This is a genomic window from Pseudomonas sediminis (genome assembly GCF_039555755.1).
In the GTDB taxonomy this organism is placed as follows: domain Bacteria; phylum Pseudomonadota; class Gammaproteobacteria; order Pseudomonadales; family Pseudomonadaceae; genus Aquipseudomonas; species Aquipseudomonas mendocina_D.
The window spans coordinates 1399124-1417275 of record NZ_CP154631.1 but is presented as its reverse complement, the minus strand read 5'-3'; the positions used below and the strand labels follow the sequence as shown (position 1 = coordinate 1417275).

Below are 18152 nucleotides of genomic sequence, written 5' to 3'. Positions count from 1 at the left end.
AAAAAGCCCGCTCAGGCCTCGTGCCTGTGCGGGCTTTTTCGTTTCTGCCCGTCCGACCATCGCCGGTAGCCGTTGCTGCCCCGGCCCGCCTATAATGCTGGCCTTTTTCCGTTGGCAATTTGTGGAGCTGGTGATGGCCGAACGTACGGCATTCGTCGAGCGCAACACCCTGGAGACTCAGGTCAAGGTCTCGATCAACCTGGATGGCACCGGTAAGGCGCGCTTCGATATCGGTGTGCCCTTTCTCGAGCACATGCTCGACCAGATCGCCCGTCACGGTCTGATCGACCTCGACATCGAGTGCAAGGGCGATCTGCATATCGACGACCACCACACCGTCGAGGACGTCGGCATCACCCTTGGCCAGGCCTTCACCAAGGCTATCGGTGACAAGAAGGGCATGACCCGTTACGGCCATTCCTACGTGCCGCTGGACGAAGCGCTGTCGCGCGTGGTGATCGACTTCTCCGGTCGTCCCGGCCTGCAGATGCACGTGCCGTTCACCCGCGCGGTGGTCGGCAACTTCGACGTCGACTTGTTCCAGGAGTTCTTCCAGGGCTTCGTCAATCACGCGCTGGTCAGCCTGCACATCGACAACCTGCGTGGGCACAACACCCACCACCAGATCGAAACCGTGTTCAAGGCCTTCGGCCGCGCGCTGCGCATGGCCGTGGAGCTGGACCCGCGCATGGCTGGGCAGATGCCATCTACAAAAGGCTGTCTGTAAATGCAGACGGTAGCCGTAATCGACTATGGCATGGGCAACCTGCACTCGGTGGCCAAGGCGCTGGAGCACGTTGGCGCCGGCCGCGTGCTGGTGACCTCGGACGCCAAGGTGATCCGCGAGGCGGACCGTGTGGTGTTCCCTGGCGTCGGCGCGATTCGCGACTGCATGGCCGAGATCAGGCGCCTGGGTTTCGACGAGCTGGTGCGTGAAGTCAGCACTGACCGTCCGTTTCTCGGCATCTGCGTCGGTATGCAGGCGCTGCTCGAGCGCAGCGAAGAGAATGACGGCGTCGATTGCATCGGTCTGTTCCCCGGTCAGGTGCGCTTCTTCGGCAAGGATCTGAACGAAGATGGTGAGCGCCTGAAGGTGCCGCACATGGGCTGGAACGAGGTTGGCCAGGCGGTGAAGCACCCGCTTTGGCACGACATTCCCGACCAGGCGCGCTTCTACTTCGTGCACAGCTACTACATCGAGGCCGGCAAGCCGCAGCAGGTGGTCGGTCGTGGCCACTACGGCAAGGACTTCGCCGCCGCGCTGGCCGAGGGCTCGCGTTTTGCCGTGCAGTTCCACCCGGAGAAGAGCCATACCCACGGCCTGCAGTTGCTGCAGAACTTCGCCGCCTGGGATGGTCGCTGGTAATGGCGCGCAACAAGGTCCCCAGTCTCGCGCTCGAGCCTGCCCAGGAGCAGGCCGCGCTGCTGATGCTGCAGCGCTTTCTCGACGAGCGTTTCGAGCTGCAACTGGGCACCTTCGAAGTGCAGGAAGTGCTCGACCAGATCACCCGCGAGCTGGCACCGCACTACTACAACAAGGCGATTCTCGATGTTCAGGCGCACCTGAAAGACAGGTTCGAAAGCATCGAGAGCGACCTCTGGGCGCTCGAAAAGAGCTGAGCGTCTTACCGAATTCAAACTTGAGCAGGTTCAACCGATGCTGATTATCCCCGCTATCGATCTCAAGGACGGCGCTTGCGTGCGTCTGCGTCAAGGCCGCATGGAAGACTCCACCGTCTTTTCCGATGATCCGGTGAGCATGGCCGCCAAGTGGGTCGAGGGTGGCTGCCGTCGTCTGCATCTGGTCGATCTGAACGGCGCCTTCGAAGGCCAGCCGGTCAACGGCGAAGTCGTCACCGCCATCGCCAAGCGCTACCCGACCCTGCCAATCCAGATCGGCGGCGGCATCCGCACCCTGGAAACCATCGAGCACTACGTGCGTGCCGGCGTCAGCTACGTGATCATCGGCACCAAGGCGGTTAAAGAGCCGGAGTTCGTCACCGAGGCGTGCAAGGCCTTCCCCGGCAAGGTCATCGTTGGCCTGGATGCCAAGGACGGTTTCGTCGCCACCGATGGCTGGGCGGAAGTCTCCAGCGTGCAGGCTACCGACCTGGCCAAGCGCTTCGAGGCTGACGGCGTGTCCGCCATCGTTTATACCGACATCGCCAAAGACGGCATGATGCAGGGCTGCAACGTCGAAGCCACCGCTGCGCTGGCTGCCGCCAGCAAGATTCCGGTGATCGCTTCCGGCGGCATCCACAACCTCGGCGACATCGAGAAGCTGCTGCTGGCGCGTTCGCCCGGCATCATCGGCGCCATTACCGGCCGTGCCATCTACGAAGGCACCCTGGATGTGGCTGAGGCCCAGGCCTTCTGCGACAGCTTCAAGGGTTAAGCACGCTCTGAAGCCCTCGCTAAGCGAGCGAGCCGCTTCAGACGCAAGGCGCGTGGCGCGCAGCGACGAGACAGTACTGTAGTACGGCGAGGAGCGAGCGCCACGCAACGCCGCGGATGTGCGGCGCAGCCGGTTAGAGAGGGTTTCAGCATGGCATTGGCCAAACGCATCATTCCTTGCCTGGACGTGGACAACGGCCGCGTGGTCAAGGGCGTCAAGTTCGAGAACATCCGCGATGCCGGTGACCCGGTGGAAATCGCTCGTCGCTACGATGAGCAGGGTGCCGACGAGATCACCTTCCTCGATATCACCGCCAGCGTCGATGGCCGTGACACCACCCTGCACACCGTCGAGCGCATGGCCAGCCAGGTATTCATCCCGCTGACCGTTGGTGGCGGCGTGCGCACCGTGCAGGACATTCGCAATCTGCTCAATGCCGGTGCCGACAAGGTGTCGATCAACACTGCCGCCGTATTCAACCCTGAGTTCGTCGGTGAAGCCGCTGCACGTTTCGGCTCGCAGTGCATCGTCGTCGCCATCGACGCCAAGCGTGTTTCCGCGCCGGGCGAGCCGGGCCGCTGGGAAATCTTCACCCATGGCGGGCGCAAACCGACCGGCCTGGATGCCGTGATGTGGGCGCGCAAGATGGAAGAGCTGGGCGCCGGTGAGATCCTGCTCACCAGCATGGATCAGGATGGCGTCAAGAGCGGCTACGACCTGGGCGTGACTCGCGCCATCAGCGAGGCCGTGCGCGTGCCGGTGATCGCCTCTGGCGGCGTCGGCAACCTGCAGCACCTGGCCGACGGCATCCTGGAAGGCAAGGCCGATGCCGTGCTGGCTGCGAGCATCTTCCACTTCGGCGAATACACCGTGCCCGAAGCCAAGGCCTACCTGGCCAGTCGCGGTATCGTGGTGCGCTGATCGGTATGTGGCGCCCGGGCCGCAAGCGGCTCTGAGCGCCCCGTATCGCCCGAATGACGCTGCTTTCGGGCAAAGCTGCGGGCGAGTCGACGGCAAAGTGCCAGCGATCTGGCTACCATTGACTTCACATCCCTGAATCCTTGGCTCCCGCGATTGCGGAGGGTCATCTTTTGCTGAACATTTTCGACACGGAGTCTGCATGTTCCTTCTTCGATTCGTGACCATCCTGGCCCTTACCTGCGGCCTCAGCCTGGCGCGCGCAGAGCCGCTGGTACTGCTTACAGAGAACCTGCCGCCGTTCAACATGTCGGTTGGTGGTAACAACTTCGCGCGTGACGACAACGTTACCGGTATCAGTGCCGATATCCTGCGCGCCGTCTGCGAGCGAGCCGAAGTCGATTGCAAACTGATCCTGCGCTTCCCCTGGCAGCGCGTTTACCAGCAGACCCTGGATGATGCCGGTTATGGTCTGTTCTCGACGGCGCGCACGGCCGAGCGTGAAAAGCTGTTCAAGTGGGTCGGGCCGATCGCGAGCAACGATTGGGTGCTGTTCGCCAAGGGTGACAGCGCCATCCAGTTGGGCTCGCTGGAGGATGCCCGGCGTTACCGCATTGGTGGCTACAAGGGCGATGCCAAGACTCGTTTTTTGCTCGACAAGGGCATAGAGGTGCAAACGGCGCTGCGTGATACCGAGAACGTGCGCAAGCTGGAGCGCGGGCAGATCGATTTGTGGGTCACTTCTGATCAGGCGGGGCGTTTCGTCGCGCGCCAGGAAGGCGTGGAGAACCTCAAGATGGTGCAGAAGCTGCACACTGCCGATCTCTACCTGGCGCTCAACCTGCAGACCTCTGACGAGCTGGTGCAGAAGTTGCAAAGTGCACTGGATTCGCTGCGAGCCGAGGGTGCGCTGAAGAATATCGAGGCGCGCTACTGAGGCAAACTGCCAGTAATCGCTGGGCCGGGGAGGGCACGGCGGTTATCCTGATGCGGTCTGCCTTTTCACAGAAAGAGAAATGTCATGTTCAAACGTCTGCTGACCGCGTTCGCTGGCACCCTTATGGTGCTCGCTGGTGCGGTGCGCGCCGAAGTGGACCCAAACTACACCGTGGTCCTGCTGACCGAGAACTTCCCGCCCTACAACATGGCGATCAACGGTAAGAACTTCGCTCAGGAAGACAATATCGACGGCATCGCCGCGGATGTGGTCAGAGAGATGTTCAAGCGTGCCGGGGTCAAGTACAACCTGACCCTGCGTTTCCCCTGGGATCGCATCTACAAGCTGGCGCTGGAAAAACCGGGTTATGGCGTGTTCGTTACCGCGCGCCTGCCGGAGCGTGAGCAACTGTTCAAGTGGGTTGGCCCTATCGGTCCTGACGACTGGGTACTGCTGGCCAAGGCTGACAGCTCGATCAATCTGACCAGCCTGGATGAGGCCAAGCAGTATCGCATCGGTGCCTATAAAGGCGATGCCATCTCCGAATACCTGACCGACAAGGGCGTGGAGCACAGCACCTCGTTGCGTGACCAGGAAAATGCACGCAAGCTGGTGGCCGGGCAAATCGACCTCTGGGCCACGGGCGACCCTGCCGGCCGCTACCTGGCCAAGCAAGAGGGTGTCTCCGGTCTACGCACGGTGTTGCGCTTCGACAGCGCCGAGCTGTACCTGGCGCTGAACAAGGAAATGCCTGACGAGATCGTCGCCAAGCTGCAGGCGGCGCTGGATCAGATGCGCAGCGAAGGCTTCGTCGACGCGACGCTGAACAACTACCTGTAAGCACTGAACACGCGACCGGCCACGAGCCGGTCGCTTGCCATGGATGGCAGAGCCACTGAGTGCCAATGATCGGGCTCGGGCCCATGCAAGGATGTCGCTAGCCATAACCAAAATCATGCGAGCGGTACGTCTTATGCTGAATACTCTGAAGAAAAGCCTGTTTGTCGCCTTGTTCATGCTCTGTGGTTCCGCGCATGCGGAGTTGCCGCAGGATTACAAGGTGGTGCTGCTGACCGAGAATTTCCCGCCCTTCAACATGGCGGTGGACGACAAGAACTTCGCCCGTGACGACGGCATCGACGGCATCAGCGCCGACATCGTGCGTGAGATGTTCAAGCGTGCCGGCATTGGCTACACCCTGACCCTGCGTTTCCCCTGGGACCGCCTGTATCGCCTGACGCTGGACAAACCCAACTACGGTCTGTTCTCCACCACCTACACCGAGGAGCGCAAGCCGCTGTTCAAGTGGGTTGGCCCGCTGGCCAAGACCGGCTGGGTGTTGCTCGCTGCGCCGGGCAACGACATCAAGGTGTCGAGTCTGCAGGACGCGGCCAAGTATCGTATCGGTGCCTACAAGAACGATGCCGTCAGCCAGAACCTGGAGAGCCAGGGCCTGGCGCCGATCAACGCCCTGCGTGATCAGGAGAACGTGAAGAAGCTGGTGCGTGGGCAAATCGACCTGTGGGCCACTACCGACCCGGTTGGCCGTTATCTGGCCAAGCAGGAGGACGTCACCGGTCTCAATACTGTGCTGCGCTTCAGGGATGCCGAGCTGTATCTGGCCCTGAACAAGGACACCCCGGACGAGGTGGTCGAGCGTTTGCAGAAGGCGCTGGACGAGCTGCGCAGCGAAGGCTTCATCGACGATATTACCGAGAGCTATCTGTAACCTCTGTGGCTCTAGAGCCCCGGCCCTGGCGTCGGGCTCGGTGCGCATAGCGCACCCTACGAGGTGTGTAGGTCGCGCGCAAAGCGCGTCGACATGAAAAAGCCCGGACAGTTGTCCGGGCTTTTTCGTATTGCCGTATCGTCTCAGTTGCCGCGTGTGACGCTCAGCCCCTTGAGCAGGTTCAGTGCCTGGCTCAGCTGGTAGTCGTCGTCCTGCGGGCGCTCGGCGCGCGCGGCCTGTGCGGCCTTGCTCGGGCGGTCGGCACCGCCGTTGCCATTGCCCAGGTGGCCCTGCAGGTCAGCTTCCTTGATGCCCTCGCTGTCCTGCTCGCGGGTGAGCTTGGCGCGCGCCACTTCGATGTCAGGGATGATGCCCTGAGCCTGGATCGAGCGGCCGTTGGGGGTGAAGTACAGCGCCGTGGTCAGCTTCAGCGCGCGGTCGTTGTTCAGCGGCAGCACGGTCTGCACCGAGCCCTTGCCGAAGCTGTCGGTGCCCATCAGTACCGCGCGCTTGTGGTCCTGCAGGGCGCCAGCGACGATTTCCGAGGCCGAGGCACTGCCGCCGTTGATCAGCACCACCAGTGGTACGCCTTCGCTGGCGTCGGCCGGGTCGGCGTTGAAACGCAGTTCGGAGTTGGCCAGGCGGCCTTCGGTGTAGACGATCAGGCCGCTCTTGAGGAAGTGGTCGGTCACTTCCACTGCTGCCTGCAGCACACCGCCCGGGTTGTTGCGCAGGTCCATGACCAGGCCGCGCAGCTTCTTGTTGCCGTTTTCCTGGCGCAGTTTGGTCAGCGCCTTGCCCACTTCCTCGCCGGTGTTGACCTGGAATTGCGAGACGCGCAGATAGCCGTAGCCGTCTTCGAGCATCTGGCTCTTCACGCTGCGCACCTTGATCACCGCACGGGTCAGGGTCAGGTCGAACGGGCGACCGCCGTCACGCACCAGTGTCAGCTCGATCTTGCTGCCGGCCTTGCCGCGCATCTTGTCCACGGCTTCCATCATCGACAGGCCCTTGGTCGGCTGGCCGTCGATCTTGACGATCAGGTCGCCAGGCTGGATGCCGGCTTTCGAGGCTGGCGTGTCGTCGATGGGGGAAACCACCTTGACGAAGCCGTCCTCCATGCCGACCTCGATGCCCAGGCCGCCGAATTCACCGCTGGTGCTTTCCTGCAGCTCGGCGAAGGCTTCCGGCTCAAGGTAGGCCGAATGCGGGTCGAGGTTGCTGAGCATGCCCTTGATGGCATTTTCCAGCAGGGTCTTGTCGCTCACCGGCTCGACATAGGCGGCCTTTATGCGGTCCATCACCTCGGCGAAGGTGCGCAGATCATCCAGTGGCAGCGGAGCCTTGCCGCTCGCCGTTGCTGCCGGCGCAGTGGCCGGCTCGGCGGCATGCAGGGCTGGAGCGCCGAGCAGCAGCCCGAGGACCAGGGCCAGGCAGGTGGGGCGGAAGCGATGAGACATGAAGACAACTCCTAGGTAAATGAGGCGCCACCAGGCTGCAACCTGATTATCCCTGCGCGCGGCACCACTGTGCCGGATCACTCGGACGACCGTTCTGGCGAATGGCGAAGTACAGTGCCGATGTATCCTGACCACCGCTGCTACCAACGGTGGCGATGGGCTCGCCGGCTTTGACCACATCTCCGGCACTCTTGAGCAGGTTCTGGTTGTGGCCATACAGGCTCAGATAACCATTGCCATGGTCGAGAATGACCAACAGACCGGCGCCACGCAACCAGTCGGCGAATACCACTCGACCACCATGCACGGCGCGTACCTGGCTGCCGGCGGGTGCGCCGATCAGTACGCCGTCCCATTTAGTACGAGCGTCGCCGCCACGTGGGGTTCCGTAGCGTGCTACCAATCGACCGTCGACGGGCCACGGCAGCTTGCCGCGTGCGCTGGCGAAAGGTCCGCCGTAGATGGCGCCGGACGTCACCAGCGGACCGCTTGGTTGGCTGCTCTGCTGTCTGCCAGGCCGCGCCTGTTCTGCCTGTTGTGCTGCCAGGGCGCGCTTGCGCGCTTCCTCTGCTTCGCGCGCCTGGCGGGCCAGGGTTTCCTCGATAGTCTTCAGCACGCGGCCCAGTTCGGCCTGCTCTTGCTGGCGCGCCTTGAGTCGCTGGTCACGGGTGGCGAAGTCGCTGTTGAGTTTGGCCAGGGCCTGCTGGCGCTCCTTGCGCGCCTCGGCAAGCTTGGCGTGACGCTCGTCCAGGCCGGCCTTCTGTGCCTGCAACTGGGCCTGGTGGCTGGTGATTTCCTGCTCGACGTTGGCCAGTTGGCGCAGCGTCTCGTTGAATGCTGCGAGCTGCTCGAGGCGGGCCTGACTGAGGTAGTCGTAATAGGTGAGGGTGCGCGAGAATTTTTCCGGGTTCTGCTGGTTGAGCAGCAGCTTGACGTATTCCTGGCGGCCGCTCTGATAGGCGGCGCGGGCCTGGATGGCGATTAGCCGTTGCTGTTCAGTGCGCGCGCCCTGGAGTTTTTTTTTCTCCTGATCCAGGCGCTGGATTTCCTGCTCGCTGCCCTTGAGTTCGCGCTGCAGTTCCTTGACCTGGCCTTCCAGGTCGCCCATCTCGGTCTCGGTCTTCTTCAACTGCTGCTGCACGCTGGATTTTTCCTCCTGCAGCTTTTTCAGCAGCTTCTGCAACTCGGCCACGTCCTGACGTGCTGCTTCCAGCTGGCGCTGGGTATCGGCACGCTCGTCGGCGATGGCCGGAGCGATCAGGCTGCTGAGCAGAATCAGGGCTAGGATGCGAAGCATGGGCGAGGCGACACCGGAGGGCGAATTGAGGCCTAGTATGCCCGTGCTGCCGGGCAAAAAAAACGCCCCAGGCCTGATGGCGCGGGGCGTTTCTTGTTTTATGCCGATTACTGCAGCTCGACGATGGTCTTGCCGGTCATTTCGGCCGGTTGTTCCAGGCCCATCAGCTTGAGCAGGGTAGGCGCCACGTCGGCCAGCACGCCGCCTTCGCGGATGCGCGCCGGGCGCTTGCCGACGTAGATGAACGGCACCGGCTCGCAGGTGTGCGCGGTGTGCGCCTGGCCGGTGCACTCGTCTTCCATCTGTTCGACGTTGCCGTGGTCGGCGGTGATCAGCGCCTCGCCGCCGACCTTCTCCAGCGCCTCGGTGATGCGGCCGACGCAGGTATCGAGAGTTTCCACGGCCTTGACCGCCGCCTCGAACACACCGGTATGGCCGACCATGTCGCCATTGGCGTAGTTGACGATGATCACGTCATAGCGCTGATTTTCGATCGCATCGACGATCTTGTCGGTGACTGCCGGCGCGCTCATTTCTGGCTGCAGGTCGTAGGTGGCGACGTTCGGCGACGGAATCAGAATGCGCTCTTCGCCCTCGAACGGCTCTTCGCGGCCGCCGGAGAAGAAGAAGGTGACGTGGGCGTATTTCTCTGTCTCGGCGATGCGCAGTTGGGTCTTGCCGTTCTTCGCCAGGTATTCGCCGAGCACGTTGGTCAGCGCTTCCGGGGCGAAGGCGCTGGGCGCTTTGATGCTCGCCGCGTACTGGGTGAGCATGACGAAACCGACCTGCGGCGCGCGCTTGCGCTCGAACTCCTTGAAGCCGGGCTCGACGAAGGCGCGAGTCAGCTCACGGGCGCGGTCGGCGCGGAAGTTCATGAACACCACGGCGTCGCCGTCCTCGACCTGTACCGGCGTGCCGACGGTGGTGGCCTTGACGAATTCGTCGCTCTCGCCGCGCTCATAGGCAGCCTGCAGGCCTTCAACGGCAGTGGCGGCGTTGAACTGGCCAGCGCCGTCGACGATCAGCTCGTAGGCTTGCTGCACGCGATCCCAGCGGTTGTCGCGGTCCATGGCGAAGTAGCGGCCGGTGAGGCTGGCGATACGGCCCTTGCCGAGGCGGGCGAAGGCTGCGTCTAGCAATTCGATGGATGGCTGCGCGCTTTTCGGTGGGGTGTCGCGGCCATCGAGGAAGGCGTGCAGGTAGATCTTCTTGGCGCCGCGCTTGGCGGCCAGTTCGGCCATGGCGACGATATGATCCTGGTGGCTGTGCACGCCGCCATCGGAGAGCAGGCCGAGGATGTGCACGGCCTTGCCGGCGGCCACGGCCTTGTCCACGGCCTGGTTGATCGTGGCGTTGTCGAAGAACTCACCGTCACGAATCGCCTTGGTCACGCGGGTGAAGTCCTGATACACCACGCGGCCAGCGCCGAGGTTCATGTGGCCGACTTCGGAGTTGCCCATCTGCCCGTCCGGCAGGCCGACGTCCATGCCGCTGCCGGAGATCAGGCCGTGCGGGTAGGTGGCGCGCAGGCGGTCGTACACCGGCGTGTTGGCAGCGTAGATGGCGTTGTACTCGGGTTTGTCGCTGTGACCGAAGCCGTCGAGGATGATCAGAACCAAGGGTTTTGGCGTGGCACTCATTAAACTGGCTCGCTCTGCGTCTGAGGGGGCAATGGAACAGCCCGACATTTTAGGGCCAAGCGCCTGGCGCGTCACTGCCAGACGGGGTTTGGCCGACCTGTGGGCCTGTGTATACTGGCCGGCATTTTACCGTCCTGGGCCATATAGATGTTCGCCAACCTGATTGAATTCATCATCAACCACTACGTACTGAGTGGAATGTTCGCCGTTCTGCTGGTGTTGCTGATCGTCACCGAAATGCGCAAGGGCGGGCAGAGCCTGTCGAGCCGCGAGCTCACTGCGCTGGTCAACAGCGACAAGGGCGTGGTGCTCGACGTGCGTGCGCAGAAGGATTTCTCCGCCGGCCATATCGTCGACTCCCTGCACATCCCCTACGACAAGGTGGTGGCACGCATCGCCGAGCTGGAGAAGCACAAGGCCAAGACCATTGTCGTGGTCGACGCCATGGGCCAGCACGCCGGCAGCATCGCCCGCGAACTGAAGAAGGCCGGTTTTACCGCCGCCAAGCTGTCCGGTGGTATCGCCACCTGGCGTGGCGACAACCTGCCGCTGGTGAAGTGACATGGCCAGTGTGGTCGTCTACTCCAGCGATTGGTGCCCCTACTGCATGCGTGCCAAGCAACTGCTGGCCAGCAAAGGGGTGGACTTCGAGGAAATCCGCGTCGACGGCCAGCCGGCCATCCGCGCGGAGATGACCCGCAAGGCCGGGCGCACCTCGGTGCCGCAAATCTGGATCGGCAGCACCCATGTGGGTGGCTGTGACGACCTCTATGCCCTGGAGCGCGCCGGCAAGCTCGATGCGCTGCTGCAGAGCCCCGCTTGAAACCTCAACGTTAAGGAAGGCAAACGCCATGACCGAGCAAGCCAACAGCGGCGCAGCCGCTGACGATTCGCAGAATCCGCAATTCTCCCTGCAGCGCATCTACGTCAAGGACCTGTCCTTCGAAGCGCCGAAAAGCCCGGAAATCTTCCGCCAGGAGTGGACGCCGAGCGTTGGCCTGGATCTGAACACCCGCCAGAAAGCGCTGGAAGGTGACTTCCACGAAGTCGTGCTGACCCTGTCGGTGACCGTGAAGAATGGCGAAGAAGTCGCCTTCATCGCAGAAGTGCAGCAGGCTGGCATCTTCCTGATCAAGGGCCTCGACGCTGCCTCGATGAGCCACACCCTCGGCGCCTTCTGCCCGAACATCCTGTTCCCGTACGCTCGCGAAGCGCTGGACAGCCTGGTGACCCGTGGCTCGTTCCCGGCGCTGATGCTGTCGCCGGTGAACTTCGACGCGCTGTACGCCCAGGAGCTGCAGCGCATGCAGCAAGCCGGCGAAACCACTGCTCACTAAGTGCGGCTCGGTTGCATGAAAAAGCGCCTCTCCAGACTGTGTGAAAACCTAGCAGTCTGAGAGCAAGCTGAAGACAATGCCTCCATCAGTCGATGGGGGCATTGTCGTTTATGGGCTACATCCAGGGCGAAGGTCGTCAGCAAAGCAGCCTGTTTCCTCCCACATTGGAGGAGCTGGTGCCGGAGGATCACCTGGTACGGGTGATCGAGGCCTATGTCGCCCGCCTGGATCTGCAGACTCTGGGTTTCAGCAAGGCCGAACCACTCAAGACTGGACGTCCTGGCTATGATCCAGCGGATCTACTCAAGCTTTATCTGTACGGTTACTTCCAGCGCATCCGCTCCTCCCGGCGCCTGGAAGCTGAGTGCCAACGCAATGTCGAGGTGATGTGGCTGCTGGGCCGATTGGCACCGGATTTCAAGACCATTGCTGATTTTCGCAAGGACAACAGCGCTGCTTTTCAGGCGACCTGCCGCACCTTCGTCCGGTTCTGTCGCCAGGTGGGGCTGATCAGCGGGCAACTCGTGGCCATCGATGGCAGCAAGTTTCAGGCGGTAGCGTCGCAACGCAAGCATCTGAGCCTGACGAAGCTCAAGCGTCAACAAGGCAAGCTGGAGGCGCAGATCGCCCGTTATCTGGCCGAACTGGACGAGGCTGACCGCAGTGAGGCCGCTGAAGTGGTTGATCGCAGTGCGGTCAAGGCTGCGCTGCAGCAGCTGGAGAGCCGACATGCCGATAACCTGACAGCCCAGGCGTTGATGGAGGTACAGGGGCTGGAGCAGTTCGTCGTGGGTGAGAGCGAGGCGCGCATGATGCGTACCCACCAGGGGGCTCGCGTGGCTTATAACGTGCAAAACGCGGTGGATGGCGAGCATGGGCTGATCGTGCATCATGCTGTCACTCAGGATGGCAGCGATAACCAACAACTGGAACCTATGGCCAAGGCTGCCCAGGCGATCCTGGCGCAGGAAGAGCTGACGGTTACAGCCGATGCCGGCTACTCCAATGGTGAGCAGTTTCAAGCGTGTGATGATGCTGGGATTACGGCCTATGTGCCGGAGAATCGGGGCATAAATAACAAGGGCGACGACACGCCGCTATTCGATCGCAGCGCCTTCAGCTACGACGCAGAAAACGACCAGTACCAATGCCCTGCAGGCCAATGGTTACCGCTCAAGCAGGTAAACGGCCTACAGCGCATTTATGCTCTACGCGGCGACTGCACGGCTTGTCCATTGAAATCACGCTGCACCAAGGCTAAACGTCGACACGTGACTCGGCATGTCCATGAGGCCGCATTCGAGCGCATGCATCAGCGGATGCAGGCGCATCCAGAGATGATGGTCAGGCGCCGATCCATCGTCGAACATCCCTTCGGCAACCTGAAGCAATGGATTTTGGGTAATGGTCGCTTCCTGCTCCGACAACTGCAGGGCGCTCGGACGGAAATGGCCCTGGCGGTCAACGCCTACAACCTGAAGCGTGCCATCAATGTGATGGGTGCCCGTCGGCTGATCGAGCTGTTGGGGTAAATCCCGCCTTCCATTTCCAAGCATCAAAAACACCAACGCCCCGAACCAGTCGGGGCGTTGGATTTTTCTGGCGTCAGTGCGTTTTCACACGCTCTGTCTCGGGGCGCTTTTTTGTGTCCGCTCGCGGCCTTAGTCGGCGCCAGCGAAGCCGTTCTGCCGCCAGGCCTCGTAAACGGTAACGGCCACGGTATTGGATAGATTCAGACTGCGGCAGCCGGCGCGCATGGGTAGGCGTACGCGCTGCTCGGGTGGCAGGGCGTTGCGCACCTCTTCTGGCAGGCCACGGCTTTCCGGGCCGAACAGGAAGGCGTCGCCGGGCTGGTAGGCGATCTCGTGGAACGGTTGCGAACCCTTGGTGGTGAAGGCGAACAGGCGCGGCTGGCCGAGGCTCTCGAGGCAGCTCTGCAGGTCCGGGTGGCGCTTGAGCGTGGCGTATTCGTGATAGTCCAGGCCGGCGCGGCGCAGCCGTTTGTCATCCAGCTCGAAGCCCAGTGGCTCGATCAAATGCAGCTGGCAGCCGCTGTTGGCGCACAGCCTGATAATGTTGCCGGTATTGGGCGGAATTTCCGGTTGAAAGAGGATGACGTGGAACATGCAACACTCCGAGCGCTGGGACGAGCGCCATTCTACGCCGCCTGAAGATCCACGGCCGCGTTTGCGCTGGCGTTTTATGGCATCGGTGATGCTGATCGCCTTTCTCGTCGGCATGATGATCGGCCGGGTATTCGATCCGCCGCGCCTGCGTATCGAGGACGTCGAGGCTTGGGAGCAGGGGTTGCAGCTCTGGTTCAACCGTGAGCCGGTGGGCCAGGCCGAGCATGTCGACGGTGCTCTGGTGTATCGCTATGAAGATGCCTACGGGCGGGTGCGCGAGGGGCAGCTGAAACTGCCGCTGGGCCTGGTGAACTGGCGGGTGGAGCGCGACGGGCGGGATCTGCTGCTGGTGCTGGTATCGCCCCGTCCGCTGGACGGGGAGTGGCGCAGTGCGCAAGAGGATGGACGTTGGCGTGCGCGACTGACACTGCGTCCCAAATAAAGAAGGGGATTCCCCGGCCTGCCTGTACCAAGGTCCCCGAAACGGGTGGCGCCGTGCTCGTTGGCCGAGCAGTGGCGCGTTACACATGACGCGCGGTGGCGTCGAATAAAGAAGGGGATTCCCCGGCCTGCCTGTACCAAGGTCCCCGAAACTGGGATTGCCTTAGCCTATGCAGGGCGTGTGCCAGTTTTATTACCAGCGCCGCAAGTCGCGGTTTTTCGGGGTTGAGGCCCTCGGGCGAGGGCCTGCGGCGCTATTCTCAGCGCCGCTGTGCACCAGCGTGCAGCGTAATGCACCGTTGGCGCACCACGCTGTGTTCCCGCTGTTAGCGCGGCAGTAGCTGCAGGGTGCCCTGGCTGTTGGCTTTGACGTCGGCGTCGCTCAGGTGCTGTGGCTGATATTCGCCCGCCACGTGGGCGCCCGCCTGGTCGCCATAGTGGGCATCGAACGGCACGCCGCTCTGGCCCACGGGGATGCCACCCAGAGCCTTGCCGGCATCACCCAGGTCGACCAGACGCCGGGTCGAGGGGCCGTAAACCACAGGCCAGGGCGCTGGCCCTACCTTGTGCGACAGGTTGTTCGGCGTCTCATGGCCGCCCGGTGCGGCCAGCGGGCCAACGTTCAGTAGCCAGGCCAGTGGCTGCTGTTGGCCAAGCGGGTGGCTATGAGTAAGGGTATGACCACGGCCCCAGACCCAGGCTGCGGGATCATCGCCGAGAACACTGCGCAGGTGCTCCAGGCTGGCGCGCCACGACTCTGCGACGATCTGCGCGCGGCTCTCGCGTTGCTCGCTGCCCTGCCGATTCCACCAGGGTGAATCGGCATTGGCGGTCAGGCGCGGCAGGGCCGTGTCGAGCACGCGGGTCTGCAGCAGGCTGTCGAAGAACACCTCGCCCAGCTCGTCGGCCATGGCTTCGTGGGCAAGCTGATAGGTCAGCTGGTTGAACAGGGTGGCGGCCACGGAGTCGAGCTCGTGGTCGCCATTCCACTTGGCCAGTTGCTCCACCAGTGCGCGCTCCTCATCGTTCGCCGCTGCTGCGCGCAGCTCGTCGAGGATCGGCGCCAGCAAGCGCGGACCATAGCCGGTACCTGGATCGAGCTGCAGTGCCTGGCTGTTTTGCGTGTCCCATTTCACCGAGGCATCGCTCAGGCGCTGGTTGAGGCGCTGACCGCGATCGGGCAGGTTGTAGTAACCGGGAATCTCGATGCCGCTGGCCGGTACGGGCTGGTAGTTGGCCGAGAGGATATAGCCGCGCTCTGGGTTCTCTTCCTGCGGGTTGGCGCTGAAGGGGTGATAGCCGAGTTTGTCCGCTTCAGCGCTGGCGCCATCGAGAATGAAGGTCGGGTTGACGCCCTCCGGGCGCAGCGGCAGCTTGGCCGCGGCCCACCAGGCGATGTCACCGCTGGCGCTGGCCCAGAGCACGTTGAGGCCGGGGGCCTCGATCTTCTCGACGGCGGCGCGGGCCTTGTCCAGGCTGTCGGCGCGGCCCAACTGGTAGAAGGCGTCGAGCATCGGGTTGTCGGTTTCGAGGAAGGCCCACCACATGGCGATCGGCGTGCTACCGCTGGTCTGGCCCAGGGCGTCGTTGATGATCGGCCCGTGCGGCGAGCGGCGCAGGGTGATTTGCACCGGCTCGGCGCCCTTGACCTTGATGCTCTCCGTACGTTGTTCGAGGTCGACCCAGTTGCCCTGGTACCAGACCTGGTTGGGGTTGTCTGGATTAGTGCGCTCGGCGATCAGGTCGAGGTCGTCGTTCTGGAACATGGTCAGGCTCCAGGCGAAGTCACGATTGTGGCCAAGCATGGCGCTGGGAATCAGTGCATGGTAGTAGCCATACAGCTCGTAACCAGGCGCCTGCAGGTGCGCTTCGTACCAGACGGCCGGCAGCGAAAAGCGAATGTGCGGGTCGCCTGCCAGCAGCGGTTTGCCGCTGGCGGTGCGGCTGCCGGATACCACCCAGGCATTGCTGCCTTCGAACTGCGGCAGGCCAGTGCCCTCCAGAGCGCTGTTGCTGAGTTGGGCGAGGGCGGAAAGATCCTGCCAGTCGCCGGCGGCCAGGGAGGTGCCAAGCACGCCCTGCGGATGCCAGTCGAGGTCGAACAGCTTGAGATAGTCCGCGCCCAGCTCGTCACGAATATGAGTCATCAGCGGTTCGGTGCGCAGGGCTGCGGCGAAGCTGTAGGCCATGTAACCGGCGACGCTGAGCGTATCGGCTGCGGTGAACGGGCGCGACTCGATGCTCAGCAGGTCGAACTCCAGTGGCCGTGGGCGGCTGGCCTGGTACTGGTTGACCCCTTCCAGATAGTGCTTCAGCGCCTGGGTGGACGGGCTGTTGGGATCCAGCCGAGCGGCATAGGCATCGGCATGGCGGCCGATTTCCAGGGTACGGAACAGACGGTCAGTGGGCACCAGCTTTTCGCCGAGCACTTCGGCCAGTTCACCGCGCGCCAGACGCCGCAGCAGCTCCATCTGGAACAGACGATCCTGGGCGTGCACGAAACCCAGAGCGCGGTACATGTCCGCCTCGCTCTCGGCGCGGATGTGCGGCACGCCGCGTTCGTCGTAGTCGACCGTGACCGGCGCCTGCAGGGCGGCGAGTACCAACTCGCCATCGCGCTGCGGTTGCTTGTCGTGCAGGTACCAGGTCAGGCCGCCTGCTGCGGCGGCAACCAGCAGGGCAAGGGCGGTCAGGGAGCGTTTCATCCAGCGATCCTTATTGTTGTGGGGCAAGCGTGCGAGCATTTTGCGCGGGCGCCTTGGTGTCGGCATTGACCATATGCCTCGATGCTGAAAGTCTATGGTCAAAGCCTGCTGGAGTCCCCATGCCCGATAACGCGTTCGTCGCCCTCACGCACTCCTCTACCTTGCGCCGCCTGCTCTACGAGGCGTTGGCCGCGCTGGGGTTCGACCCGACCGACACCTACCGCCGCGCCTACGCCGGCGTGGCGCTGGCGGCACCGCTGCTGGACGCGCGAGAGGAGCACGACAACGCGCCGCGCTTCTGGCAGGCGCTGGAGGGCATCAGCGGGGATGTCGATATCGGCCTGCACCTGGGTGAGGTGATGCAGCCACGGCCGATGGATGTGGTCAGCTACCTGCTGTTGGCGGCGCGTGATCTGCGTCAGGGCCTGCAGGCTTTCGTGCGCTTCCAGCACATCCTCTCAGGCGGTTTTGCCGCACGGCTGGAGGAGCAGGGCGATGAAGCGCGGCTGGTGATCGACCTCAACTACCGCGAGGTGGGCTCGTTACGTCAGCAGATGGAATGCCTGGCCGTGCTGCTGACTAAAATGCTGGCGTCCGCAGGCGGCGAGCTGCCGCTGTTGGGGGTGGAGTTTCGCCATCGCGCGCCGCGCAAACTTGCCGAGCATCGTCGCCTGCTCGGTGTCGAGCCGCTTTTCTCGCGGCCGCACGACGTGCTGATCCTGCCCCGGGCGCTGCTCTCGCGGCCCTCGCGCAGTGCCAGCCCGCGACTGTTCGAAGTGCTCAGTGAGGAAGCCGAGAAGCAGTTGGCCGGTTTGGTGGAAAACCAGTTGCTGGTACGGGTGCGCTATTGGCTTGAGGTCAACCTGGGTAGTGCTACCTGCAGTTTGGAGGCCTGTGCGCTGGCCCTGGGCAGCAATCGCAGCGCCTTGCAGCGCTCATTGAGCGAGCAGGGCAGCAGTTTTCGTGCATTGCACGACGAAGTGCGGCGTCTGCGTGCGTTGCGCCTGCTGGATCAGGGGCTTGGTGTGCGCGAAGTGGCGCGGGCTTGCGGCTTTGCCGAGCTGTCGCCGTTCTATCGGGCGTTTCGCCGCTGGCAGGGCGGCACGCCACGTGGTCTGGTATCGCGCCACGGCTCGAATGGCGGTTGAGGCGCTTCCGGGTGGGTTA

At 63.2% G+C, this 18152-nt stretch carries 19 protein-coding genes; 14 read left to right on the top strand and 5 right to left on the bottom strand.

Features of this window, described 5'->3' with window-relative positions; genetic code table 11:
• Nucleotides 1-133: 133 nt before the first annotated feature.
• The 8 genes from hisB to AAEQ75_RS06795 all read left to right on the top strand — a co-directional run bounded on the left by hisB (nucleotide 134) and on the right by AAEQ75_RS06795 (nucleotide 5979).
• Nucleotides 134-727, top strand: coding sequence for an imidazoleglycerol-phosphate dehydratase HisB (gene hisB / locus AAEQ75_RS06830; RefSeq protein WP_017675949.1), 594 nt, complete (start codon nucleotides 134-136; stop codon nucleotides 725-727).
• A complete protein-coding gene (hisH, locus tag AAEQ75_RS06825) occupies nucleotides 728-1366 on the top strand; it encodes an imidazole glycerol phosphate synthase subunit HisH (protein WP_343351301.1) in 639 nt (212 codons plus the stop codon).
• On the top strand, nucleotides 1366-1620 hold the full coding sequence (locus AAEQ75_RS06820; protein WP_072424828.1) for a DUF2164 domain-containing protein: 255 nt from the start codon (nucleotides 1366-1368) through the stop codon (nucleotides 1618-1620). Before hisH ends, AAEQ75_RS06820 begins: the two co-directional genes overlap by 1 nt.
• A gap of 37 nt (nucleotides 1621-1657) precedes the next feature.
• Entirely contained in the window at nucleotides 1658-2395 is a 738-nt protein-coding gene (gene hisA / locus AAEQ75_RS06815) for a 1-(5-phosphoribosyl)-5-[(5-phosphoribosylamino)methylideneamino]imidazole-4-carboxamide isomerase (RefSeq protein ID WP_343351298.1), read from the top strand.
• Between the two features lie 150 nt (nucleotides 2396-2545).
• Nucleotides 2546-3316, top strand: coding sequence for an imidazole glycerol phosphate synthase subunit HisF (gene hisF / locus AAEQ75_RS06810; RefSeq protein WP_106733382.1), 771 nt, complete (start codon nucleotides 2546-2548; stop codon nucleotides 3314-3316).
• Nucleotides 3317-3515: 199 nt separating this feature from the next.
• Nucleotides 3516-4250 (top strand): substrate-binding periplasmic protein, encoded by a 735-nt coding sequence (locus AAEQ75_RS06805; RefSeq protein WP_296231444.1) that lies wholly within the window; start codon nucleotides 3516-3518, stop codon nucleotides 4248-4250.
• Between the two features lie 84 nt (nucleotides 4251-4334).
• On the top strand, nucleotides 4335-5090 hold the full coding sequence (locus AAEQ75_RS06800; protein ID WP_179543701.1) for a substrate-binding periplasmic protein: 756 nt from the start codon (nucleotides 4335-4337) through the stop codon (nucleotides 5088-5090).
• 133 nt (nucleotides 5091-5223) lie between these two features.
• Nucleotides 5224-5979 carry a substrate-binding periplasmic protein gene (locus AAEQ75_RS06795; protein WP_343351293.1) on the top strand — a complete coding sequence of 252 codons (756 nt, stop codon included), beginning with the start codon at nucleotides 5224-5226 and terminating at the stop codon, nucleotides 5977-5979.
• 143 nt (nucleotides 5980-6122) lie between these two features.
• On the opposite strand, the gene AAEQ75_RS06790 is transcribed toward AAEQ75_RS06795, so the two are convergent.
• The 3 genes from AAEQ75_RS06790 to gpmI all read right to left on the bottom strand — a co-directional run bounded on the left by AAEQ75_RS06790 (nucleotide 6123) and on the right by gpmI (nucleotide 10376).
• Complete coding sequence (locus AAEQ75_RS06790) at nucleotides 6123-7439, bottom strand: S41 family peptidase (RefSeq protein WP_343351291.1); 1317 nt, start codon at nucleotides 7437-7439, stop codon at nucleotides 6123-6125.
• Nucleotides 7440-7485: 46 nt separating this feature from the next.
• The gene (locus AAEQ75_RS06785; RefSeq protein ID WP_256835300.1) at nucleotides 7486-8736 is read right to left on the bottom strand and encodes a murein hydrolase activator EnvC family protein; all 1251 of its coding nucleotides are present in this window, start codon (nucleotides 8734-8736) and stop codon (nucleotides 7486-7488) included.
• Nucleotides 8737-8843: 107 nt separating this feature from the next.
• On the bottom strand, nucleotides 8844-10376 hold the full coding sequence (gene gpmI, locus AAEQ75_RS06780) for a 2,3-bisphosphoglycerate-independent phosphoglycerate mutase (RefSeq protein WP_343351288.1): 1533 nt from the start codon (nucleotides 10374-10376) through the stop codon (nucleotides 8844-8846).
• Nucleotides 10377-10523: 147 nt separating this feature from the next.
• On the opposite strand from gpmI, the gene AAEQ75_RS06775 reads away from it, so the two are divergent.
• The 4 genes from AAEQ75_RS06775 to AAEQ75_RS06760 all read left to right on the top strand — a co-directional run bounded on the left by AAEQ75_RS06775 (nucleotide 10524) and on the right by AAEQ75_RS06760 (nucleotide 13245).
• On the top strand, nucleotides 10524-10937 hold the full coding sequence (locus AAEQ75_RS06775) for a rhodanese-like domain-containing protein (RefSeq protein ID WP_106733375.1): 414 nt from the start codon (nucleotides 10524-10526) through the stop codon (nucleotides 10935-10937).
• Nucleotide 10938: 1 nt separating this feature from the next.
• Nucleotides 10939-11199 carry a glutaredoxin 3 gene (gene grxC, locus AAEQ75_RS06770; RefSeq protein WP_037002286.1) on the top strand — a complete coding sequence of 87 codons (261 nt, stop codon included), beginning with the start codon at nucleotides 10939-10941 and terminating at the stop codon, nucleotides 11197-11199.
• Between the two features lie 28 nt (nucleotides 11200-11227).
• Nucleotides 11228-11713, top strand: a complete 486-nt coding sequence (secB, locus tag AAEQ75_RS06765) for a protein-export chaperone SecB (protein ID WP_256835303.1) — start codon at nucleotides 11228-11230, stop codon at nucleotides 11711-11713.
• 110 nt (nucleotides 11714-11823) lie between these two features.
• Nucleotides 11824-13245 (top strand): IS1182 family transposase, encoded by a 1422-nt coding sequence (locus AAEQ75_RS06760; RefSeq protein ID WP_343352342.1) that lies wholly within the window; start codon nucleotides 11824-11826, stop codon nucleotides 13243-13245.
• A gap of 129 nt (nucleotides 13246-13374) precedes the next feature.
• Here AAEQ75_RS06760 and trmL read toward each other — a convergent pair whose 3' ends face one another.
• A complete protein-coding gene (gene trmL / locus AAEQ75_RS06755; RefSeq protein ID WP_179543706.1) occupies nucleotides 13375-13839 on the bottom strand; it encodes a tRNA (uridine(34)/cytosine(34)/5-carboxymethylaminomethyluridine(34)-2'-O)-methyltransferase TrmL in 465 nt (154 codons plus the stop codon).
• Here trmL and AAEQ75_RS06750 point away from each other — a divergent pair.
• Nucleotides 13838-14281 (top strand): hypothetical protein, encoded by a 444-nt coding sequence (locus tag AAEQ75_RS06750; protein WP_343351283.1) that lies wholly within the window; start codon nucleotides 13838-13840, stop codon nucleotides 14279-14281. The two genes, trmL and AAEQ75_RS06750, sit on opposite strands and share 2 nt — an antisense overlap.
• A 325-nt stretch (nucleotides 14282-14606) precedes the next feature.
• Here the strand turns inward: AAEQ75_RS06750 and AAEQ75_RS06745 are convergent, their stop codons facing one another.
• Entirely contained in the window at nucleotides 14607-16985 is a 2379-nt protein-coding gene (locus AAEQ75_RS06745) for a penicillin acylase family protein (RefSeq protein WP_343351281.1), read from the bottom strand.
• Between the two features lie 119 nt (nucleotides 16986-17104).
• Between AAEQ75_RS06745 and AAEQ75_RS06740 the strand changes: the two genes are divergently transcribed.
• Nucleotides 17105-18133, top strand: a complete 1029-nt coding sequence (locus AAEQ75_RS06740; protein ID WP_343351279.1) for an AraC family transcriptional regulator — start codon at nucleotides 17105-17107, stop codon at nucleotides 18131-18133.
• The last annotated feature ends 19 nt before the right edge of the window (nucleotides 18134-18152 follow it).